The sequence below is a fragment of the Micromonospora sp. WMMD967 genome (assembly GCF_029626165.1).
GTDB classification, from domain to species: domain Bacteria; phylum Actinomycetota; class Actinomycetes; order Mycobacteriales; family Micromonosporaceae; genus Micromonospora; species Micromonospora taraxaci.
This window is the reverse complement of sequence record NZ_JARUBK010000001.1, coordinates 5,301,511-5,321,876: the sequence shown is the minus strand read 5'-3', so window position 1 is coordinate 5,321,876 and position 20,366 is coordinate 5,301,511. Positions and strand designations below refer to the sequence as shown.

Here is a 20,366-nt window from a genome sequence, read left to right as displayed (position 1 = left end):
CCCTGAAACGGTCGGCGACGGGCGGGGTGGACCCCGCCCGCCACCGCTCCGCGATCAGTTGACCGTGACGGTCAGGTTGATCGAGCGGGTCTCCCCACTCGTGTAGGTGGTCGTCACCCGGGCGGTGTAGATGCCCTTGCGGGGGTACGTGTGAGCGATCGACCGCAGCGTCGCCCCGTGGGTGATGGCGCTGTTGTCGCCGAAGTCCCACGCGTAGTCGGTGATGCTCTGCCCGGACGGCGCTGTCGCGGTGGCGGTGAGCGTGGTGTTCAGCGTCCCGGTGCCGCTGGCCGGGTTCGCCGCCAGAGACAGGGTCCCGCCCGGTTCCTGTTTGACCCCGGCGCCGTTGAACCGCAGCCAGTCCAATGCGACCAGGTCGGGGGTGCCGCCGGTCTGGGCGGTGTTGACGAACTTCGCGTACAGGGTGGTGGTGCCCGTCGGCTTGTTGGTCAGCGTGACGGTGGGGGAGACCAGGTTGTCCCACCCGCCGGTCGAGGCGATGGCGGCCGTGCCGATCAGCGTGCCGGTCGGCGAGCCGGTGCGCAGTTCGATGGTGCCACCGAGACCGCCGTTGGTCAGCCCGAGGGTCACCGAGCCGATGTTGCGCAGGTCCACTGGCCCGTACGCGACCCAGTCGTTGTGGTCGACGTCGCCGAGACGCTTGCCGGCGCGGGCGGTGGCCCGTTCGTTGACAGTGACGCCGGACTGGGCGCTGAAGTGCTCGGCCTCCTTGCTCTTGGGCTGCAACTGCACGCGGGTCGAGCCGGTCAGCGCCGGTGCGCCGGCCGCGCCCCCGTCGGTGTACTGGGCGGTGATCAGGGTGTAGAGGTTCTGCCCCGGCCCGTGCCCGTCACCGGCGTCCGCCTCCGTGGAGAGCAGCCCCGAGCAGCCGGTGTAGACGTCCAACGGGTGGGCGTGCGAGTCGTGGCCGAGCTGCGTCTGCACTGTCACCTTGCCGCAGTCGACTGTGGTGTCCTCCGGATCGGTGACCGTCACCGTGAACGGGATCTTGTCGCCGAAGTCGAAGAAACCGCCGTCGGGCACGCTGAGGGTCACCGTCGGTCGGGTGTTGCCGACCACCACGTCGGTGACCGCGGTCGCGGTCAGCCCGTTGCCGCTGTTGCGGACGGTCAAGCGCGCCGTGTACTTGCCGGCGTTGCTGTAGGTGAAGCTCGGGTTCGCGGCGGTCGAGTCGGTGGTGCCGTCGTTGGTGAAGTCCCAGGCGTAGCTGAGCGCCGTGCCGTCACCCGCCGTCGTGCCGGCCGAGGAGAAGCTGACAGTGAGCGGCGCGCGTCCGCTGTCCGGGGTGGCGGCGATCTTCGCGGTCGGTGGTCGGCCGTTCGCCACGTAGTCGATCCGGTAGATGCCCGCCCCGGCGTTGCTGCCGCCGCGACCACTACCGGTGCCCTCGCCGAAGTCGATGACGTAGAGCGAGCCGTCCGGGCCGAACTCCGCCTCGAAGGGCTGGATCCAGCTCATGGTGTCGAAGATGCCGTTGATCGACTGGAGGTCACCGACGGCGGTCGGTCCGAAGCGCGCGTTGCTGAACGTCTGCGCCGTCTTGTGGATGGAGAGCGTCTTGAACCACCTGCGCGTCAGCTCATAGGTGATCCACTTGCCCTCGAAGTACTCCGGGAACTTGGTGGTGCGGGTGTTGGCCGGGTCGTAGTCGTAGACCGGGCCGCTCATCGGCCCGCCACCGCCGGTGCCCAGCTCCGGGAACTGGGTGGACGCGGAGTACGCGTACCAGACCAGCGCCGACTTCGACGCCGGCAGGTTGGTCAGACCGGTGTTGTTGGGGGAGTTGTTGACCGGTGCGCCGCAGTTGAACTTCGCGCCCGAGGTGTTGGTGGCGAAGTTGTAGTCGTTGAACGGGATGTTGTTGCCCACGCAGTACGGCCAACCGTAGTTGCCGGCCGCGGTGATCCGGTTGAACTCGACGGTCCCCTCCGGGCCGCGGTTGGCGTCGGCGGCGCGCGCGTCCGGGCCGTAGTCGGCTACGAGCACCGCGTTGGTCTGCGGCTCGATGGTGATCCGGAACGGGTTGCGCATGCCCATCGCGTAGATCTCCGGCCGGGTCCTCGCGGTGCCGGGGGCGAAGAGGTTGCCGGTGGGCACTGTGTACGTACCGTCGGACTGCGGGGTGATCCGCAGGATCTTGCCGCGCAGGTCGTTGGTGTTGCCGGCGGTGCCCTGGGCGTCCCAGGCGGCCCGGCCGGAGCGCTCGTCGATGGGGGTGTAGCCGCTGGAGGCGAACGGGTCGGTGTTGTCGCCGATCGCCGCATAGAGTCGCCCGGCCCCGTCCATGGCCAGCGAGCCGCCCATGTGCGAGTTGGCCCGGCCCTCACCCCGGTAGGTGGGGATGGTCAGCAGGCGTTTCTCCGAGGAGAGCGCGACGCTGTTGTTGGCGACCGTGAAGCGGGACAGGTTGAGCTGTTTGAGGGTCTTGTCCGACCAGAGCAGGTAGATCCAGCCGTTGCTGGCGAAGTTGCGGTCCAGGGTCATCCCGAGAAGCCCGTCGGACTGGTCGGTCATCGCCGAGGTGTACGCGAAGTCGAGCAGCGTGGTGACCTGGAGCGTGTCCTGGTTGACCACCTTCAGCGCGCCGGTGCGCTGGATGTAGTAGACCTTCCGGTCCGGGGCGACGGCCAACTCGAACGGGTCGGCCAGGTTCTCGGTGACCAGACCCACCCGTTCGAAGTTGCTGGTCTTCGTGGCCGAGCAGTCGCCGGCCACCGCGCCGGCGGCCCACTCGATGCCGTAGCGCAGGTGCTCCAGGAAGGTCGCGCTGCTGAACTGCGAGCTGGCGTGCCCGCCGGCGGTGAACCAGGACCGGCCACCGTCGTAGTGCTGGCACCAGGAGTATGCGTGGTCGACGCCCTCGTCCAGCCCGTTGATCCCGTCGCGCACCTTGATCTGCGCGAGGGTGTGCACCTTGCCGGTCGGGTTGGTCCGCCAGTTGTACCACTCCTCGCTCTGCTCCCAGAGCTCCGGCAGGTTGCGGGTGGAGGGGTGCGCACGGTCGAGCACCTTGACGCGGCCGGGGAACGTGCCGCCGGTGGACGAGAAGTCCGGGTGGTAGTCGAAGATCGTGCCGACCAGGCCCTCGTACCACTGCCAGTCGCGTTCGCTGGCCGAGGCGGCGTGCAGGCCGGCCCAGCCGCCGCCGTTGCGGATGAAGGTCTGCAACGCGGCCCGCTGGCTGGCGTTGAGCAGGTCACCCGAGGTGGGGAGCGAGTTGGTGTTGTTGAAGACCAGGGCGTCGAAGGTGGCGAGGTTGGCGTCGGTGAACGCGGCGGCGTCGGTGGTGGCGACGACCTCGAAGTTGTGCGCGGCGCCGAGTTGCTGGATGGCGGCGATGCCAGCCGGAATCGAGTCGTGGTAGAAGTTCGTGATCTTGGAGAAGACCAGCACTCGGAAGCGGGGCGCGGCCTCGGCGGGCAGGGCGGTGGTGGTGCTCACCACGGCAATGACGGCGAGCAGGATGAGGCAGAGCGAACGGAGGTGTCGGGGCATGGGGGCGCTCCCTGTAGGACGGTGAGGGTCGGAAAGCGCTTTCTCGCTGCCCGCACCACGCTACTGACAGCCAGTGACGAGCGTCAATAGCGCGGGGGTAAGCGGTTTCCTGGCTCAGTCCCAAGATGAGGGGGTGTCTTCGTGCCGCCAACGGGGTACCGGCCGGACATGACCCTCGACGAGAGCCACACCCACAAGGAGCCGGCCCGGTCACGAGGTGCCCGTCGACCCGCGCTCGCGATCGCCATCGGTCTGGCCACGGGTGCCGCCATGGGTGCCTTCATCTATGCGAACGGCCTCGGCCGTACCAGTTCCCTCGGGGAGGGATCGGTTCCGATCGCGGTCCTCCTCGGGCTGATGGTGACCGCCGGCGCGGCGTGGACGATGTTCCACAAGGGCTGGTAGGCCGGAGGACGCGCGTGCACCGCCGCGCCGAACGGGTTGGCGAGGGGTCACCACAGCGGAGCTCTTCCCCTACGATCGGTGGCGGTCGACCTGGGGAGGTCTCACGTGACGACACCAGCACCGTCGGACCGGATCGACACGACAGTGGTGCACCCGGCCCGCCGCTACAACTACTGGCTCGGCGGCAAGGACAACTTCGCCGTCGACCGGGAGTCCGGCGACCAGATCGCCGCCGTCTACCCCGGGGTACGCACCCTCGCCCGAGAGAATCGGGCCTTCCTCGGCCGGGCGGTGCGGTTCCTCGCCCAGGAGGCCGGCGTCCGACAGTTCCTCGACATCGGCACTGGCATCCCGAGCGCGGACAACACCCACGAGGCGGCGCAGTCCGTTGCCCCCGAGTCCCGGGTGGTCTACGTCGACAACGACCCGATGGTGCTGGTCCACGCCCGCGCGCTGCTGACCAGCGATCCGTCCGGTGCCACCGCCTACCTCGACGCCGACCTGCGCGACCCGGAGAAGATCCTCGCCGACCCGCAGTTGCACGCCACGCTGGACCTGTCCCAGCCGGTGGCCCTGGTGCTGATCGCCGTGACGCACTTCCTCACCGACGACGACCGCCCGCACGAGCAGGTCGCCCGGCTGCTCGACGCGCTGCCGTCGGGGAGCTGGCTCGCCCTGACCCACTTCACCACCGACCACATCCCCGTCGAGATCGTCAGGCGGATGGAGGCCGAGTTCGCCGCCGGCCGGATGAAGCAGGACGCCGTGCCGCGCGACCTCGCCGAGTTCGCCCGCTTCTTCACCGGTCTGGAGGTGGCCGAGCCGGGCATCGTCCCGGTCACCGAGTGGCGGCCGCAGGTGCCACCGGAGCAGCGACCGCCACTGGCCGACGCCTCCATCTACGGCGCGGTCGCCCGCAAACCCTGACCGAGAGCCCCACGTTCGCCGCTCGGCGGACCTGGCGGAGTGAAGCGCGAGGGCCAGGCGGCCCTCAGTGCGGGAACGCGCGGGGAATGCGGGTGTTCAGAAGCTCCTCGCGGAAGGCTTGGATGCGCGTGATGACCTGCCGTCTGCCGACGGTGTTCTCGATGCGGTCGAGGTACAGGCATCGGGCGGCGAGTTTGTCGAGGTCGACCGTGAAGTACATCGCCATCAGCGGGTTGACGAACAGGTCCCCACCGCCGGTACGCCGAGTGAACCGGACGTCTCCGAACGCGCCGCTGGTGGCGGCGGCGATCTGTCCCTGCACGATGCTCGGCCGGTCCGGGGTGGCGGCCTGGGCGTCGGCGACAGCATCGCGGTACAGCGCTGCCTCCCGGCTGGAACCGGGGATGGACAGGGCACCGAGGTAGCCGCCGTCGCGGTCGAGCGCGGCGAGGTTCTCCAGCACCTCGACGTGGTTGACGCCGTCGTAGGCGTCGATGCCGAAGCCGAGGCTGGTCACCAGCTTGATCGGGACGTCCAGCGCGGTCACCGCCGCCAGGCTGGTGATGTCCTCCACCGGCGTGCCGAGATTGCTCTCGTCGCCGTGCAGCAGGATGTCGGTGCCGCCGTCGACAAGCACGACCGCGTCGATGTCGAGTTTCTCGACCAGGTGCCGGTACGCGGCCCGGAGCGGTTGGACACCGAGCGGTGGGAAGGCGTACACGGTCGACGGCAGTTCCTGGGCCGCCAGCCACCGGGCGAGCGTCCGTTCGGGGAAGTACCAGTCCGGGCTGGTGGTGCCCGGCCGCACGGCAGCGACGTGCTCCGCGCTCCACGCGTCCTGGTCGATCAGTTCGAGTTCCGAGAAGGACAGACTGGCCAGGTGCACGTGTGTGCCGCCGCGCCACAGGGCGAGTGCCAACGGCAGGCCCGCGTACACGTCGAAGCCACCGCCCGCCCCGGCGATGAGGACGTTCCGCGCCGGGGCCAGCGCGGCGAACAGTGGGGGTACAGCCAACGAGAACACACCGAGATCGGTAGGCAGTGCGGCAGGGGTCGTCACCGCTCAATGATGAGTGGTGTCCAGTCCAGAGAGAGGAGCGCACACGGTGTACGTCAGCCTGGCGACGAGCGCCGGTAGGCCCGGTCGACCGAACGAGGACTTCGTCGGCGCGGTACCCGGTGCCGTCGTCCTGCTCGACGGTGCCGGCATTCCGGAGGCCGAGTCGCTCTGCTCCCATGGTGTCGTCTGGTACACGCGCCACCTCGGCGCCGCGCTGCTCGGGCACCTGTCGTACGACGACGGGCGAGATCTCGCGGCGGTCCTCGCCGGCGCCATCGGCGAGACGGCCGCCGCGCACCGCGACACGTGCGACATCGCCGATCCCCGCAGCCCTCAGGCCACCGTTGCGGTGCTCCGCGTCAACCGGGACAGCCTGGACTATCTCCTGCTCGCGGACTCCATTCTCGTCCTCGATCTGGCCGGCGGCAGCCCTCACGTGATCACCGACGACCGTGAGGTCACCGCCAGGCGGGAATGCTCGACGCCCCTGGACGGTCTCGCACCGGGAACCCCGGAGTACGACCGCGTCCGCGACTCCTGTGCCGAAGAACTGCGCGCCCGCCGAAACCAGGATGGCGGGTACTGGATCGCCAAGGACGACCCGCGCGCGGCCCGGGAAGCGGTGACCGGCAGCAGGCCTCTCGACGACCTCGACGGGGTCGCGCTGTTCAGCAACGGCGCCAGCCGGATCGTCAGCCCCTATGCCGTGACCGACTGGCCCGGCGTGCTGGAACTGCTCACCGCCGAAGGCCCGACCGGTGTCATCCGTCGTGTCCGACAGGCCGAAGCCGCGGGCGGTGGCTCCGACTTCCGGGTGCCGGACGACGCCACGGTCGCCCACTGCACGCGTTTGTCGCACTGAGAGTCGGCGAGCAGGTCGGGACCACTGCCGTCCCTGACCGCGGCCGGCGAGATCGGGTCCTGCTCGGCGGACCGGCGTCGATGCGCCGGCCCGCCGAGCGGTGTCAGCTTCCGGTACAGGTGGCGGTGGTGCCGCTGCCGTTTCCGGTGCCCTGGAATCCGAAACTGGTGCCCTGGCCGGCGGCCAGGCGCCCGTTGTAGCTCTGGTTGGCGACGGTGACGGTGCCGCTGGTGCCGCTGGCGACGCCGTTCCACAGCGAGGTGACCGCCGCCCCGCTGGGCAGGGTGAGGGTGACCCGCCAGCCGGTCAGGGCGGCGGTGCCGGCGGTGACGCTGACGTTGGCGACGAATCCGCCGTTCCACTGGTCCTGGACGGCGTAGACCGCGGTGCAGGCACCACCGCTGGGCGGCGGGGTCGTCGGCGGCGGGGTGGTCGGCGGCGGGGTGGTGGGTGGAGGCGTCGTGGGCGGCGGGGTTTCGTCGAGCGTCAGGTTCTTCTGCTGGACGGTCCACTGGGTGCGGCAGAGCCCGCAGTTGGCGCTGACGAAGTTGGTGCCGGCGGTGTTGTCACCCTTGAGGCGCCACTTGAAGTACAGCGTCGCGACCCGGCCGAACTCGCCGCCGTTGGTCTGGTCGTAGGTGCCGCCGTGTCCGACGTTCAGGTTGCCCATGAAGGCGGGCAGCCCGGCCGGTAGTTTGCCCCAGTCGTCCATGGCGTTCGGGTAGGCGATGTCGCTGGGGCCGCCGACGAAGTAGGCGATCGGCTTGGTCAGCCTCCGGAGTTGGTAGTCGTCGGCGTCGTTCAGCAGACCGCTGCTGAAGATGCCGGTCGTGGTGACACGCGGGTCGTTGGAGACGGCGTACGCCTCCAGGCCTCCGCAGGAGAAGCCCGCGACGGCGACCTTCGTGGTGTCGATCTTGTTGTAGTACTTGCTGCCCTGTCGGGCGTTCTCCGCGAACGCCCAGTCGATGGACTGGGTGAGCATCTGCGACGTGGTGGAGCCGGAGCCGTTCGGTGCCCCGTTGGCGATGGCGAGGAAACCGTGGGAGGCGATCTCGCGGAGGAAGTTGCCCTGGGAGAGCCCGTTGCCCGAGCAGCCGCCGTTGCCCCAGGCGACGACGGGAAGGCGCTCGGTCGGGAGGTTCTGGGGCCGGAAGATGGTGTGGTTGGCCAGGCTGGCCGATGTCTCGTAGTCGGCCGGATAGGGACCGGATCCGCCGATCGCGGCGTTGGCCGGCGTCACGCCCACCGCCATGATCATCGAGGTGACCGGGACGAGGATGGCCGCCAGGCCCACGGAGATCTTCGAACTTCTTCTCATTCGCCCTCCAGCGGATGTCGCGACGGTGCTCCCGGCCGCTGCGGACGTCCGTTTACGTCCGACCAGGGGTGGTGGCGTTGGCCGCAGGCCGGGTGGAGGTGGGCGGGGTCCACCACCCGGCGACGCGGCGGGAGCTGTGTGCAGTTACTATCACCGGCGCAACGATAAGTGTCAATGCGAGGGGTCTGTGGTCGGCTCGTCCCTCGAAGCCTGGAAGTGCGTGACCCACGAGGCGGCGTCCGGCCAGTGCGGGGTGGCCACCTCGACGAGACGCGCCTGGGCCAGCGAACCGAGCGCGGAGTGGATGTCCAGGAAGGTCTCCCGGGCCCGTCGGCGAGGCCAGGGCTGCGGCAGCAGATGCTCGGGCAGGTCCGGGTCGATGTCCGCGAACCGGCGCCAGGAATCCATCGCCGACGTCCGCGCCACCAACGCCCCGGCGGCGTCGAGCGTCCCGTCGCGGGCGGCCACCCGCAGGTCCGCGTACCGCTCGATAAAATCCGAGTACGCCGACGCGAGGCTGGTCAGGTCGTACGCGGAGGCCGGACCGTGTGGCCCGGACTCCTCGTCGAACCGGACGTGCAGGACCGACCACCGGGCGCCCGCGACGTGGCGCAACAGGTCGTCGAGCGCCTCCCGTGCCGGAGCGGCGTCGGACCCCGGCCGGATCCACACGCTGTCGTACAGGCCCACGAACCCGAGTGCGCCCAACGACCTGCGGACCGCGTGCCGGGCGTTCTGGCCGGAGCTCGGGATCGAGAAGGACGCCTGCACCCATGCGCCGGTCCACTGCGGCGGGTGGGCCCCGAAGGTCAGGAAGTGCCGCATCCGGGAGCGGTGCCGGGCGATCGCCCACGGTGTGAGGTGGTAGACCGGCGGCCGTCCGTTCCCCCGGGTCGCGATGAGACCACGCTTCACCAGACGGGACAGGGCGGAGCGGGCACTGGGTTCGCTGATGCCGAACTCCCGCAGGATCGCGATGACCGCCGCCGACGGCAGGTCGGCGTCCGAGGAGTCGAGATACTCGCCGAGCACTGTCGCCAGCAGGTGCTGCGGACTGGACCCGACCTGGGCTCGGGGCACCCGGACGTCGTCGGCGGGCTCGTGGACGTTCACCATTCCAGACTGCCTCACCCGGTGGTCGGGACGCGGCCGGCGGGTGTCTGAGAACGTCGGGCGCGAACGGGGGCACTATCGTTCTGGCGTGCACATCCGTTTCGACGTACCAGCCGATCCCGCCTATCCCGGCCGGGTGGCCGCCGCGCTCGGCGGTGTCCGCCTGCGCCGGTTCCTCTACATCGGTGCGGCGCTGGCGGCGGTCGGGGTGATCGGTTTCGCCGTCACGCGGGGTTCGGCGGCCGGTGAGCGAACCACCGGGCTGTGGACGACGCTGGTCCTGGCCGGCGTGCTGTCGATGCTGTTCCTGCCCTGGGTGCGCTGGCGCGCCCGCCGCCGGTCCGGTGGTTACGCCGTCGACGGCGCCTACGACATCACCGACGACAACATCATGATGCGCAGCGGCTCGGAGTCCGGCGGCATCGCCTGGGACGGGGTCACGCGGGTGAAGGACACCCCGGACTTCTGGATCGTGTACGTCGACCGGATGCCGGCGACCGTGATCCCCCGTTGGCTGATGACCGCCGAGGACGCCGAGACGCTGCGGACCTACATGACCGAGCGCGGCCTGCTCGAACGGCGCTGACGGGTCACTCGTCGCGCGTCGTCGCCCCGGCCAACAGGTCCCGGCGGCGCAGCAGTGCCGCTCTCGCCCGGCGAGCCGCCCACAGGTTCACCACCGCCACCATGCCCAGCGTGAGCACGACGGCCAGCAGCGACGGTTCGAGCTTGTGTCGCGGCACTGTGATGACCCCCGCGCCGGCCGTGAACACCAGCCACGCGCCGAGGCCGAGCCATCCGGCGACCACCCGGTCCTGGGCGAACAACGAGGTCCGTCGGGTCACGGCCCAACCGCCGAACACCGCCCAGCACAGGCCGATCGCCACCAGGACCGCGAAGGCCGCGGCCGTGCGCGGCGGCAACCCGGGCTCGGTTGCCCAGAGCAGGCCGATGAGGGCGCTCCCGGTCAGACCGGCGAGAGCCACGGCCAGGTAACCGACCCGCCTGCGCAGCGACAGCGGCGCGTCGAGTCGCGCCAGCACCTCTTCCGGCGTCATGCCTCGTACCCCTTCCGTACCAGTTCGTTGCGTAACAACCTGCGGGCCCGGTTGAGCCGCGACTTGACGGTGCCGACGGGTACGGCGCAGATCTGCGCGCAGGCGTCCAGCGGCAGATCCTCCAGGTAGAAGAGGAAGAGCACCTCCCGTTCCCGGACGGGTAGCGCCGCCAGCGCACCGGCCAACGTCTCCCGGTTGACGATCTCCTCGGCCTCGTCGTCGCCCGGCAGGTCGTCGATCGGCTCGGGATCTGGACGCGCGTACGCGGCCCGCAGCCGGTTCATCACGGCCCGACGGGCAATGGCGAACAACCACGGGGTGAACCGGTCCGGCTGCCGCAGCTTCGGCAACCCCCGGAACACCGCCAACCAGATCTCCTGCACCACGTCGTCGTCGGACCCGCCGAGCATCCGCCCGACGTACCGCTCGACCGCCGGATGCCAGCCCTGCACCAGCTCGGCGAACGCCTCCCGCTCACCGAGCTGACAGCGGACCACCAGCAACTCATCGCTCATCGGCCCTCCTTCGCCTGTTCAGTCGGCGTGAGGGCCCGGCAGGTTCACGTCCGGCCACCACAATCGCAGGGCGGCGTGTCGACGACCCGGGCACTACCGGTCGGAGGCGTACCCCTCGTCAGACCAGCGGCGCCTGCGCGGACCGGTCGCCGTCGTCGGCGGCACGGACCCCGACGGGTGCCGTGATCGGGGCGGCCACGATGCGACTGGGCAGCACCGGGGCGTCCCGGCCGGTGCCCCGCCGGCCGTCGCCGCCGGCGGATTCCTCGTGGTAGTCCTGCTCGACGTTGACCGACCAGACGTCGTGCGTACTGCCGGTGGCGATGTTCTCGGCGGTGAGCATCGCGGTGAGCATCGAGTGGTCCTGGTTGTTGTAGCGGTGCATGCCGTTGCGGCCCACCGGGTGCACGTTCGGCACCGCCCCGGCCAGCCACTCCCGGATCACGTCCACGTTGTGCTGGTAGCGCTCGTCGTACACCGGGTAGGCCTTCGGCATGCGCACGACGTAGCCGGCCTCCACCACACCGGGTCGGACCAACCCCAACCGCTCCAGCTCCGCGGTCGCCAACGCCACGAGGTCGGCATCGGGGGTACGCCACATCTCGTCGCCCTCGAACACGAAGTACTCCAGGCCCAGGCAGGTGCGGCCGTCTTTGACGAGGTACGGCGACCAGGAGCCGAAGTTCTGGATCCGGCCCACCCGTACCCCCGGGTCGTGCACGTAGATCCAGTTGTCCGGGAACGAGAACTCCGCCGGCACCACCAGCGCGACGGTCAGGAAGTCGCGGTAGCGCAGGTCGGCGGCGCAGGCCAGCACCTCCGGGGGCGGCGGCGGGCGCAGCGCGGCCACCAGTTCCGAGATCGGCATGGAGGAGATGACGTGGTCGGCCGGTTGGGTGCGCTGCCCGCCCGCGCCGTCGACGGTCACGCTGATGGCCCGCCGTCGCTTCGGGTCGCGGTGCACGGCGGTGACCCAGGTGCCCGTCGACAGCTGCCCGCCACGCTTGCGGACCTGCTCGGCGCAGCGTTCCCACATCATGCCCGGCCCGTACTTCGGGTACTGGAACTGCTCGATCAGGCTGGTCACGTCGGTGCGCCGGCGGCTGGGCAGCAGCGCGTTACGGATGGCGGTGGCCAGCGACAGGTTCTTGATCCGCTGTGCGGCCCAGTCGGCCTGCAACCGGTCCGCCGGCATTCCCCAGACCTTCTCGGTGTACGTCTTGAAGAAGATCGAGTACAGCCGCCAGCCGAACCGGGCCGACACCCAGCCCTCGAAGTGCGACTGGTCCCGGGGCGGGCGTAGTCGGGCCCGGGCGTACGAGCCGAGGCAGCGGGCCGCCTCCGGCAGCCCCAGGTTGCGCAGCGCGTTCACGGCGCTGAGCGGGTAGTTGAACAACGCGCCCCGGTAGAAGATCCGGCTCATCCGGGGTCGGGTCAGGAAGTCCTCGTCCGGCAGGATCTCGTGCCAGAACGCCTCCACCCGGGGCACCTTCGTGAAGAACCGGTGCCCGCCGATGTCGAACCGCCACCCGTCGCGTTCCACGGTCCGGCTGATCCCGCCGACCACCTCGTCGGCCTCGAACACCTGGACCGGCAGGCCGTGCCGGAGCAGCTCGTACGCGGCCGTGAGCCCTGCCGGCCCCGCGCCGATGACCACCGTGCCGTGCTGCTCGTTCATGGTGCCGCGCTCCCTGCCCACCGTCATGGTTGAGGTGCGGCGCGTACCCGTTCTGCACCGATTGTCACCCTTATCCTGGGTGATTCCGCGTCGGCCTGGCCTGCGGCGGCGTACAACGGGAGGGGCGACACCCGCGCGCGACGAGCGGGCCGGGGGACCGGGGGAGCGGGGCGGATGCACCGGTGGCGAGGCGGCGCGGCGACGCTGGCCGCGCGCACTGTCGCGGCCGGCCACATCGCAGCCCGCCTGGCCCGCCGGGTGCCGCCGCCTTGGGCGTACGTGATCGGCCTGTTCCTCGGCGCGAAGCTGCTGCTGACAGTGCTCGGTCTGCTGGTCCTGCACGCCTGGGACGGCATCCCCGGCGCGCCCCCGGCGGACGAGGCGCTGATGTGGGCCCAGCAGCGGGACATCTCCGGGCACCGGTGGATCTCGTTCTGGTTCGCCTGGGACTCGCTGCTCTACCTGCGGCTGACCGAGCTGCCCCTGACCGGACCGTGGCGGGACTTCGGCTTCCCCCTGCTGTACCCGTTCCTGGCCCGCCCGGTCGGCGCGCTGCTCGGCGGCGACACCGCCCTCGCCCTGCTGCTGATCAGCAACGTCGCCTTCCTGCTGGCCCTCTGGTACGGCTACCGACTCGCCGAACTGCTGCTCGGCGACACGGATTCGGCCCGCCGGTTCACCAGGTACCTGGTACTGCTGCCGACGGCGTTCCTGTTCCAGGCCGCGCTGACCGAGTCGCTCTTCGTCTGTCTCGCGCTGGCCGCCTTCTACCACGCCGAGCGGAGCCGCTGGCTGCTCGTCGGCGTCATCGGCTACTTCCTGGCGATGAGCCGGTCCGTCGGCCTGCTCGTGGCGCTGCCGTTGGCCCTCGTACTGCTCCGTCAGCACGACTGGCGGCTCGGCCCCCGCGCCCTGCTCGGCTACCTACGGATCGGCTGGCCGCTGCTGCTCCTGCCCGCCGGATGGTTCACCTTCATGGCGTACTGCCGGTGGCGCGGCGGCGACTGGTTCGCCTACCAGCACGCCCAGGAGACCGGGTGGGGGATCAGGGTGCAGAACCCGCTGCCGGTGCTGTGGCACGGGCTGGTCGGAGAGCCCCGCGACGCCGCCCGGGTCTGGTTCGCCGTGGCCGTGCTGGTCGTGCTGGCCGCCGGGTTCCGCCGTCGGGAACTGCCCTACCTGGTGTACGGCGTACTCATGGTGCTCGTGCCGCTGTCGATGGGCCCGGCGGTGTACAAGAGCCTGCTGCGCTACCTGCTCGCCGCGTTCCCGGTGGCGCTGGTCCTGGCCCGCTGGGCTCGCCACGCCGGCGTCGACGTCTGGCTGACCGCGACACTCGCCGTGGTGCAGGGAGTGCTGTTCGTGCTGTGGCTCAGCTACTGGACCCACATCATCATCTGATTGCGTCGGCTGTGGCCGGGGCAGGATAGGCGGATGACCGAGCCGCGGGTACGCCTCGACGACCTGGGCGCCTGGCTGATCAAGGGCAACGCCGACGGCGTCGACCTCGCCGACCGCTTCGCCCGGGACCCGCTGGTGACCTCCTGGTGCGTACGCCCCGGCTACCGGGCGCGGATGATGAGCGCCGGGCAGGCCGTGGTCTTCTGGGCCAGCGGCAGCCGCCAACGGTTGCGCTACGGGGTGTGGGGGATCGGCCGGCTCACCGGTGCCGCCGAGCCGGGCCCACCCGGGCACCAGTGGTCGGTGCCCCTGGACCTGCGCATCCTCCCCGAACACCACCGGCTGCCCCGGCAGCTGGTACGCGCCGACGACCGGCTCGCCGGCCTGGAGGTTCTGCGCCAGCCGCAGGCGGCCAACCCGTCGTACCTGACCGTGGCCCAGTTCGCCGCCCTGCGTACCCACCTGCCGGAGTGAGCGGCCCCGGGCCGCGACCGAACCGCGATCCTGTGCGAGTCTGCTACCCGTCGTCGCCCACTCACCTTCGGGGAGGCCCGGTGTTCGCCCTGCCGCTGACCGAGGATGTCGAGCTCCGCCCGCTGGAGCCGTGGCGGGCCGAGGAGTTCCTCGCCCACATGGACCGCGCCCGCGAGCACATCCAACCCTGGGTTTCGCCATCCTTCGCCGCCACCGACCTGGCCTCGGCCCGAACGGTGTTGCAGCGGTACGCCGACCGCTGGGCCGGCGACAGCGGAGGCATGTGGGGCCTGTGGTGGCGGGGCACCCTCGTCGGCGGGGTCATCTTCGTCTCGTTCGACGCGGCCAACGGCGTCTGCGAGGTCGGATGCTGGGTGGAGCCGGCGGCCGAGGGCAGGGGCATGGTCGCACCGGCCATCCGCCGGATCGTCGACTGGGCGGTCCGCGAGCGCGGCATCCACCGGGTGGAGTGGCGGACCAACGCCGACAACATCCGCAGCAAGGCCCTCGCCCGTCGACTCGGTCTACGCCTCGACGGCACCCTCCGCCAGCTCAGGCCCGGTCCGCACGGGCGGATCGACCTCGAAATCTGGTCGGTGCTGGCCGACGAGTGGTTGGCCGGGGCGAGCGGATCGCCGGCTACCGTCCACTGACGACGGGATTCTGTCGTACCCGGGCGACACCATGCATTCATGGCCGTCCCCGCGCTCACCCCTCATTCCGACCCGCCGCGTTCCGTGCCGCTGCGTGAGGCGCGCACCCGGTTCAGCCAGCTCGTCGCGCTGGCCGAGCTGACCGACGCGGTCACCGTCGTCACCCGCGACGGCGATCCCCGCCCGGTCGCCGCAATCGTCCCCGCCGCGGCCGCCCGCAGCGGTGCACAGGCCCGCGCCGACGCCGACCGGCTCGCCGCCGTCACCGCCGGTTGGGCCCGACGCCTCGACGAGCAGCACCGACGCAGCAGCCAACGACACGCCGCGGAGTTGCGTGCGGTCCGCGCGGCGCTGGCCGAGGCCTGGGCCGAGCTGGATCGCCGCGTCATTCCGGGCAGCGAACCCGCGCTGGCCCGACTGCGTGCCGCGCACACCGACCTGCTCGCCGGCTGACCGCGTCCCCGCCGCCAAGTGGCGGGGGATCGGCTCCGTCGTCGGCGAGCCACGGCAGAACACGCAGCGACGTATCCTTCGCCCGTGGGACTACGGTTCACGACGCGCGGATCGGACTCGCCGTGGGTCGACACCGTCTGGACCTGCACGAGCGAGCAGGTCACCGCAATGACGTCCGTCGCAGGGGTGCGGTGGGGCCTGGTGTTCTGGGAACAGGCCGGCCGGGCACACACGAGCATCACCGGCCCCGAGACCCGGACCGGCACGGCGGCGGTGGCGGAGGGCGCGACCTTCACGGGCATCGAGTTCGCCGTGGGCACCTCGTTGCGGGCCGTGCCCACCTCGGCGCTGACCGACGGTGGCATCGTGCTTCCCGACACCACGCGTCGGACGTTCCGGCTGGACGGGCAACGCTGGGAGACGCCCTCGCCCGACGACACCGAGGCTCTGGTCGACCGGCTCGTCCGGGCCGGGATCGTGGTCCGTGACGCGCTCGTCGTCGACGTGCTGCGGGGTCACCGCCCGGCCGTGTCGGGGCGCACGATCGAGCGCCGGTTCCGCGCTGCGACCGGGCTGACGCAGAGCGCCGTTCGGCAGATCGAGCGTGCCCGCACCGCCGCGGAGCTACTGGCTGCCGGCGACCCGGCCGCCGACGTCGTCGTCAAGCTCGACTACTTCGACGAGCCGCACCTGGCCCGAGCACTGCGCTCCTACGTCGGCCGCACGGCCCGGCAACTGCGCGAGGGGGTCGGCGGCGCGATCGCCCTCGACCTGGATCACCGCTTGACGTCGTAGACCAGCTTGAGGATCCCGTTCGGGTAGCTCTCCGACTCCCGCAGCGTCAGCATGTGCTTGTCCCGGTCGGCCCGGCCGAACAGGCTCTTGCCGGCACCGAGCAACACGGGGAAGACGAGCAGGTTGTACTGGTCGATCAGGCCCGCGTCGGACAGCCGCCGAGCCAACTCCGCGCTCCCGTGGATGAAGATCGCACCGCCGTCGCCCTCCTTGAGCGCGGCGACGTCCCCGGTCGAGCGCAGAATCGTGGTCGGCCCCCACCCGTCGACGATGGCGTCGTCGGGCAGCGAGGTCGACACCACATACTTGGGCAGCTCCTTGTAGTCGGCGTGGTCCTCCGAGCCGGGCCAGACCGGCGCGAATGCCTCGTAGCTGCGACGGCCGAACATCAACGCCGTGGTGTCGATGAGCTCCTCGCCCTTCAGCGACCAGGCTTCCGGCACGAACTCGAGGTCCTTGAACACCCACCCGCCGCTGCGGTGCTCCTCTGAAGGCCCGCCGCCGGGCGAGTCCACGACGCCGTCCAGCGACATGAAACCGGTGTAGACCAGGTTGCGCATCGTGCTGTCTCCTCATGCTCGGGCGAGCTGCCGGGCCCAGGCTAGAGGGCGGACGCGACGGCCGTCTTGGACGAAAACGACAGCGGGGCCCACACCGCCGCGGCTGACTCGTCGTCAATTCACGAGCCAGGTGGCTGGCGGCCCGGCGATCAGCCGGTGGCCGGGTAGGCGTGCGTCTCGGCTGCCTTGACGGCCACCCACACGCGCTGACCAGGGATCAGCCGCAACTGGGCGACAGCGGCCGGCGTGACGTCGGCGGCCACCTCGATCGGCCCGTCCACCTGCACCCGCAGGTTGTCGCCGTGCCGCTGGACGCCGGCCACCGTCCCCGCCCAGGTGTTGCGCGGGCTGCCCTCCGGTCGGTTCGGGTGCAGGGCCACCGCCGCCGGCCGGAACGCCACGAACGCCTCACCGGCCAGCCGGTCCGCGACGGCGAGGGTCAGCTCCGGCGCGACCCGTACCCCGAAACCGTCGGCCCTGCCCCGGTAGAGGTTCAGCCCCACCAGCCGGGCGACGTAGTCGGTGCGCGGACGGGCGGTCACGCTCGGCCCGTCACCCTCCTGCACCACCCGACCACCCTCGACGATGACCAGCCGGTCCGCCAACGCGAGGGCGTCCAGCGGGTCGTGGGTGACCAGCAGCGTCGCGCCCGGGTGCGCGGCCAGGTGGCGGTGCAGCTCGGCGCGGGTCTCCAGCCGGGTGCGCGCGTCCAGGGCCGCGAGCGGCTCGTCCAACAGCAACAGCGACGGCGCGAGCGCCAACGCGCGCGCCAGCGCCACCCGTTGTGCCTGGCCACCGGAGAGCTGCCGGGGGCGACGGTGCGCCTGACCGTCGAGCCCCACCCGGTCGAGCCAGCCCCGGGCCGTCGCGCGGGCCGTGCGCCGGTCGACACCGTGCCGACGCGGCCCGAACGCCACGTTGTCCAGAGCGCTCAGGTGCGGAAAGAGCAGGTACTCCTGGAAGACCACACCGATCGACCGGCGTTCGGTGGGCACCCAACCCCGCGTCGCCGGACGGTCCAGGTCGACGCCGTCGAGCGTGACGTGGCCGTCGGTGAGGGGGTGCAGCCCGGCCAGGGCACGAAGCGCGGTGGTCTTGCCGGCACCGTTCGGGCCGAGCAGCGCGACGACCTCGCCGGGCGCGACCCGTAACGGCACGTCGAGTCGGAACGTACCCCGGTCGACGACGAGCCGGGCGTCGAGCAGCGGGGAGGTCATGCGCTGGTCATCCAGCGGTCGCGCAGCGCGACCAGGATGCCGACGGATACGACGAGCAACACCAGGCTGAGCACGATCGCGGACTCCAGGTCGGTCTCCAACGCCAGGTAGACGGCCAGTGGCATGGTCTGCGTCCGGCCGGGATAGTTGCCGGCGAAGGTGATGGTGGCACCGAACTCGCCGAGCGCCCGCGCCCAGCAGAGGACCGCGCCGGCGGCCAGCCCGGGCGACACCAGCGGCAGCGTCACATGGGTGAAGGTGGTCCACCGGCTGGCACCCAACGTCGCGGCGGCCTCCTCGAAGCGGTGGTCGGCGGCACGGAGGGCCCCCTCCACGGCGATGACCAGGAACGGCATGGCGACGAACGACTCGGCCAGCACGACACCCGCGGTGGTGAAGGGCAGGGTGATGCCGAAGGTGGCGTCGAGCCAACCGCCGAGCAGCCCACGCCGACCGAAGACCAGCAACAGCGCCACCCCACCGACCACCGGCGGCAGCACCAGCGGCACGGTGACCAGCGCGCGCACCAGCCGACGGCCGGGGAAGTCGACCCGGGCCAGCATCCAGGCCAGCGGCACCCCGAGCACCAGGCAGAGCACTGTGGCGAGGGTCGCGGTCTGCACCGACAGCCGCAGCGCGGTCAGCGCGCCCGGCTCGGTGAGCCGCCCCGGCAGGGTCGCCCACGGTGCCCGGATCACCAGCCCGGCCAACGGCAGGACGAGGAACAGCAGCCCCAACCCGGCGGGGATCAGCAGCGCCGCCGGCACCCGCCCCCGCCGTCGGGACGGGCGAGAGCCGCGCTCCGCGGACGACGAGCGGCTCACCTCGCGAGGTGTCCGTCCGCCCCGGCGGGCGTAATCGAGGAGTCGGCTCATGGCGCCTGGAAGCCGGCCTCGACGAGGACCGTCTGCGCCGCCGCCGAGCGGACGTACGCGACGAAGGCCCGTGCGCCGGACGGGTTCGGCGCGTCCTTCAGCGCGACGATCGGGTAGTCGTTGACCGCCCGCGCGGACTCGGGGAACTCCACGCCGGTCACGTCGGCGCTCGCCGCCCGCGCGTCCGTGCGGTAGACCAGGGCCGCGTCGACCTCACCCAGCTTCACCTTGGCGAGCGCGCCCTTGACGTCCTGCTCAAGAGTGGCCGGCGTCAGCGTGATGCCGGCCGAATCCAGGGCGGTACGCGCCGCCGCGCCGCACGGCACCTGCGTGGCGCACAGTGCCACCTTCACGTCGGGATTGCCGAGGTCGGCCAGCCCCTTGACCCCCTCCGGGTTGCCGCGCGGCACCGCGATGACCAACTGGTTGCGGGCAAAGATGCTCGGCGTGCCATCGGCGTTACCGGCCCCGGTGACGGTGACCATGTTCGCCGGGGCGGCCGAGGCGAACACGTCGGCCGGCGCACCCTGGTTGATCTGGTTGGCCAGGGCGGAGCTGCCGGCGACGTTCAGGGTCACCGTGCTGCCCGGGTTGGCGGCCTCGAAGTCCTTCCCGATCCGGGTGAACGACTCGGTCAGCGAAGCCGCCGCGAACACCGTCACCGCGCCGACGCCCCGACCGTCCGCGGCACCGCCGGAGGCCCGGTCGTCGCCCGCGCCGCAACCGGCGACAGCCAGTGCCATCAGGACCGCTGCCCCCCGCCGCATCGCCGGCGCGCTGATCCGCCAGCTCTTGTGCGCGTTCATCCCGGGGCCTTCCGCACATTCATCCACCAGCCCTTTGCGTTGACGCGGGGCTCCCGCGCGTTCGTCCGCCAGCCCTTCGTGTTCGTCCGGGAGGTCTTCCGCGCGTTCATCCGCCAGCCCTTCCCCTGGTCGGGCTGGGTGCGGCACGCTCCACCACCACGGTGGTCGACTTGATCACCGCGACGGCCACCGAACCGACGCGCAGGTCGAGCTCGTCGACCGCCTCCCGACTCATCAGCGACACGACGCGGAACGGGCCGGCCTGGATGTCGACCTGGGCCATCACCGTGTCCTTACGGACGTCGACGACGATGCCGCGGAGCCGATTGCGGGCGGAGGAGAACTCCGTGCCCGCGTCCGGGTCGCCGGCCTGAGCGCGGGCGAACGCGGCCAGGTCGACACCGTCGATCACCCGATGACCGTGCTCGTCGCGCCCGGCCGTCAGCCGCCCGGCGTCCACCCAGCGGCGGATGGTGTCGGAGCTGACACCGAGCAGGTCGGCCGCCTCGCCGATCCGGAAGGTTGTCACCGGCTGACCCTATCGCTCGCACCTGCAAGCACGAAAGCCCCGAACGGCCCGCATCCACATAAGGAAGTAGGCGCCAGGGCCAGCGATTGCGTCCAGCAGGCCACGCTTTCGGGGTGCGCGCATCAAGATCGCGCTACATCCAGGATGT

At 71.1% G+C, this 20,366-nt stretch carries 21 protein-coding genes; 9 read left to right on the top strand and 12 right to left on the bottom strand.

Features of this window, described 5'->3' with window-relative positions; genetic code table 11:
- Window positions 1-54: 54 nt before the first annotated feature.
- Window positions 55-3,516, bottom strand: a complete 3,462-nt coding sequence (locus O7631_RS24115) for a ThuA domain-containing protein (RefSeq protein ID WP_278146314.1) — start codon at window positions 3,514-3,516, stop codon at window positions 55-57.
- A 168-nt stretch (window positions 3,517-3,684) separates the two neighbouring features.
- Here O7631_RS24115 and O7631_RS24110 point away from each other — a divergent pair, with 168 nt between their 5' ends.
- Together O7631_RS24110 and O7631_RS24105 are read left to right on the top strand one after the other, a co-directional pair.
- Window positions 3,685-3,921: a hypothetical protein gene (locus O7631_RS24110; protein ID WP_278146313.1), complete on the top strand. Its 237-nt coding sequence runs from the start codon at window positions 3,685-3,687 to the stop codon at window positions 3,919-3,921.
- A gap of 105 nt (window positions 3,922-4,026) precedes the next feature.
- Window positions 4,027-4,848, top strand: coding sequence for an SAM-dependent methyltransferase (locus O7631_RS24105; protein ID WP_278146312.1), 822 nt, complete (start codon window positions 4,027-4,029; stop codon window positions 4,846-4,848).
- A 64-nt stretch (window positions 4,849-4,912) separates the two neighbouring features.
- Here the strand turns inward: O7631_RS24105 and O7631_RS24100 are convergent, their stop codons facing one another.
- The gene (locus tag O7631_RS24100; protein ID WP_278146311.1) at window positions 4,913-5,908 is read right to left on the bottom strand and encodes a DUF1152 domain-containing protein; all 996 of its coding nucleotides are present in this window, start codon (window positions 5,906-5,908) and stop codon (window positions 4,913-4,915) included.
- A gap of 46 nt (window positions 5,909-5,954) precedes the next feature.
- Here O7631_RS24100 and O7631_RS24095 point away from each other — a divergent pair, with 46 nt between their 5' ends.
- Entirely contained in the window at window positions 5,955-6,770 is an 816-nt protein-coding gene (locus tag O7631_RS24095) for a hypothetical protein (RefSeq protein ID WP_278146310.1), read from the top strand.
- Between the two features lie 103 nt (window positions 6,771-6,873).
- Here O7631_RS24095 and O7631_RS24090 read toward each other — a convergent pair whose 3' ends face one another.
- Together O7631_RS24090 and O7631_RS24085 are read right to left on the bottom strand one after the other, a co-directional pair.
- Window positions 6,874-8,091 carry a cellulose binding domain-containing protein gene (locus O7631_RS24090; protein ID WP_278146309.1) on the bottom strand — a complete coding sequence of 406 codons (1,218 nt, stop codon included), beginning with the start codon at window positions 8,089-8,091 and terminating at the stop codon, window positions 6,874-6,876.
- 171 nt (window positions 8,092-8,262) lie between these two features.
- Window positions 8,263-9,204, bottom strand: a complete 942-nt coding sequence (locus tag O7631_RS24085) for a PaaX family transcriptional regulator C-terminal domain-containing protein (protein WP_278146308.1) — start codon at window positions 9,202-9,204, stop codon at window positions 8,263-8,265.
- Between the two features lie 88 nt (window positions 9,205-9,292).
- Here O7631_RS24085 and O7631_RS24080 point away from each other — a divergent pair, with 88 nt between their 5' ends.
- The gene (locus tag O7631_RS24080) at window positions 9,293-9,790 is read left to right on the top strand and encodes a YcxB family protein (RefSeq protein WP_278146307.1); all 498 of its coding nucleotides are present in this window, start codon (window positions 9,293-9,295) and stop codon (window positions 9,788-9,790) included.
- 4 nt (window positions 9,791-9,794) lie between these two features.
- On the opposite strand, the gene O7631_RS24075 is transcribed toward O7631_RS24080, so the two are convergent.
- From O7631_RS24075 to O7631_RS24065, 3 genes are all read right to left on the bottom strand, one after another.
- Window positions 9,795-10,262, bottom strand: a complete 468-nt coding sequence (locus O7631_RS24075) for a hypothetical protein (RefSeq protein ID WP_278146306.1) — start codon at window positions 10,260-10,262, stop codon at window positions 9,795-9,797.
- Window positions 10,259-10,777 (bottom strand): sigma-70 family RNA polymerase sigma factor, encoded by a 519-nt coding sequence (locus tag O7631_RS24070; protein WP_278146305.1) that lies wholly within the window; start codon window positions 10,775-10,777, stop codon window positions 10,259-10,261. Before O7631_RS24070 ends, O7631_RS24075 begins: the two co-directional genes overlap by 4 nt.
- A gap of 118 nt (window positions 10,778-10,895) precedes the next feature.
- Window positions 10,896-12,455, bottom strand: a complete 1,560-nt coding sequence (locus tag O7631_RS24065) for an NAD(P)/FAD-dependent oxidoreductase (protein WP_278146303.1) — start codon at window positions 12,453-12,455, stop codon at window positions 10,896-10,898.
- A gap of 174 nt (window positions 12,456-12,629) precedes the next feature.
- Between O7631_RS24065 and O7631_RS24060 the strand changes: the two genes are divergently transcribed.
- The 5 genes from O7631_RS24060 (at window position 12,630) to O7631_RS24040 (ending at window position 16,231) form a co-directional block, all read left to right on the top strand.
- Window positions 12,630-13,856, top strand: a complete 1,227-nt coding sequence (locus tag O7631_RS24060; protein WP_278146302.1) for a mannosyltransferase family protein — start codon at window positions 12,630-12,632, stop codon at window positions 13,854-13,856.
- 33 nt (window positions 13,857-13,889) lie between these two features.
- Window positions 13,890-14,330: a hypothetical protein gene (locus tag O7631_RS24055; RefSeq protein ID WP_278146301.1), complete on the top strand. Its 441-nt coding sequence runs from the start codon at window positions 13,890-13,892 to the stop codon at window positions 14,328-14,330.
- 80 nt (window positions 14,331-14,410) lie between these two features.
- Window positions 14,411-14,983: a GNAT family protein gene (locus tag O7631_RS24050; protein WP_278146300.1), complete on the top strand. Its 573-nt coding sequence runs from the start codon at window positions 14,411-14,413 to the stop codon at window positions 14,981-14,983.
- Between the two features lie 39 nt (window positions 14,984-15,022).
- Window positions 15,023-15,436: a type II toxin-antitoxin system Phd/YefM family antitoxin gene (locus O7631_RS24045; protein ID WP_278146299.1), complete on the top strand. Its 414-nt coding sequence runs from the start codon at window positions 15,023-15,025 to the stop codon at window positions 15,434-15,436.
- 84 nt (window positions 15,437-15,520) lie between these two features.
- Window positions 15,521-16,231, top strand: a complete 711-nt coding sequence (locus O7631_RS24040) for a helix-turn-helix domain-containing protein (RefSeq protein WP_278146298.1) — start codon at window positions 15,521-15,523, stop codon at window positions 16,229-16,231.
- On the opposite strand, the gene O7631_RS24035 is transcribed toward O7631_RS24040, so the two are convergent.
- From O7631_RS24035 to O7631_RS24015, 5 genes are all read right to left on the bottom strand, one after another.
- Window positions 16,213-16,791 (bottom strand): dihydrofolate reductase family protein, encoded by a 579-nt coding sequence (locus tag O7631_RS24035; RefSeq protein ID WP_278146297.1) that lies wholly within the window; start codon window positions 16,789-16,791, stop codon window positions 16,213-16,215. The genes O7631_RS24040 and O7631_RS24035 overlap by 19 nt on opposite strands.
- A 149-nt stretch (window positions 16,792-16,940) precedes the next feature.
- A complete protein-coding gene (locus O7631_RS24030; protein ID WP_278146296.1) occupies window positions 16,941-18,008 on the bottom strand; it encodes an ABC transporter ATP-binding protein in 1,068 nt (355 codons plus the stop codon).
- Window positions 18,005-18,832, bottom strand: coding sequence for an ABC transporter permease (locus O7631_RS24025; RefSeq protein ID WP_278146295.1), 828 nt, complete (start codon window positions 18,830-18,832; stop codon window positions 18,005-18,007). The genes O7631_RS24030 and O7631_RS24025 overlap by 4 nt, the downstream gene beginning before the upstream one ends.
- A 47-nt stretch (window positions 18,833-18,879) precedes the next feature.
- Window positions 18,880-19,650 carry a molybdate ABC transporter substrate-binding protein gene (gene modA, locus O7631_RS24020; protein WP_278148012.1) on the bottom strand — a complete coding sequence of 257 codons (771 nt, stop codon included), beginning with the start codon at window positions 19,648-19,650 and terminating at the stop codon, window positions 18,880-18,882.
- Between the two features lie 145 nt (window positions 19,651-19,795).
- A complete protein-coding gene (locus O7631_RS24015) occupies window positions 19,796-20,218 on the bottom strand; it encodes a TOBE domain-containing protein (RefSeq protein WP_278146294.1) in 423 nt (140 codons plus the stop codon).
- Window positions 20,219-20,366 lie beyond the last annotated feature (148 nt).

Bases quoted from the DNA above. Each gene is read 5' to 3' on its own strand.
- O7631_RS24045 (WP_278146299.1), top strand. From the start codon at position 15,023: ATGGCCGTCCCCGCGCTCACCCCTCATTCCGACCCGCCGCGTTCCGTG.
- modA (WP_278148012.1), bottom strand. From the start codon at position 19,650: ATGCGGCGGGGGGCAGCGGTCCTGATGGCACTGGCTGTCGCCGGTTGC.
- O7631_RS24035 (WP_278146297.1), bottom strand. From the start codon at position 16,791: ATGCGCAACCTGGTCTACACCGGTTTCATGTCGCTGGACGGCGTCGTG.
- O7631_RS24065 (WP_278146303.1), bottom strand. From the start codon at position 12,455: ATGAACGAGCAGCACGGCACGGTGGTCATCGGCGCGGGGCCGGCAGGG.
- O7631_RS24110 (WP_278146313.1), top strand. From the start codon at position 3,685: ATGACCCTCGACGAGAGCCACACCCACAAGGAGCCGGCCCGGTCACGA.
- O7631_RS24055 (WP_278146301.1), top strand. From the start codon at position 13,890: ATGACCGAGCCGCGGGTACGCCTCGACGACCTGGGCGCCTGGCTGATC.
- O7631_RS24090 (WP_278146309.1), bottom strand. From the start codon at position 8,091: ATGAGAAGAAGTTCGAAGATCTCCGTGGGCCTGGCGGCCATCCTCGTC.
- O7631_RS24030 (WP_278146296.1), bottom strand. From the start codon at position 18,008: ATGACCTCCCCGCTGCTCGACGCCCGGCTCGTCGTCGACCGGGGTACG.
- O7631_RS24075 (WP_278146306.1), bottom strand. From the start codon at position 10,262: ATGACGCCGGAAGAGGTGCTGGCGCGACTCGACGCGCCGCTGTCGCTG.
- O7631_RS24070 (WP_278146305.1), bottom strand. From the start codon at position 10,777: ATGAGCGATGAGTTGCTGGTGGTCCGCTGTCAGCTCGGTGAGCGGGAG.
- O7631_RS24115 (WP_278146314.1), bottom strand. From the start codon at position 3,516: ATGCCCCGACACCTCCGTTCGCTCTGCCTCATCCTGCTCGCCGTCATT.
- O7631_RS24060 (WP_278146302.1), top strand. From the start codon at position 12,630: ATGCACCGGTGGCGAGGCGGCGCGGCGACGCTGGCCGCGCGCACTGTC.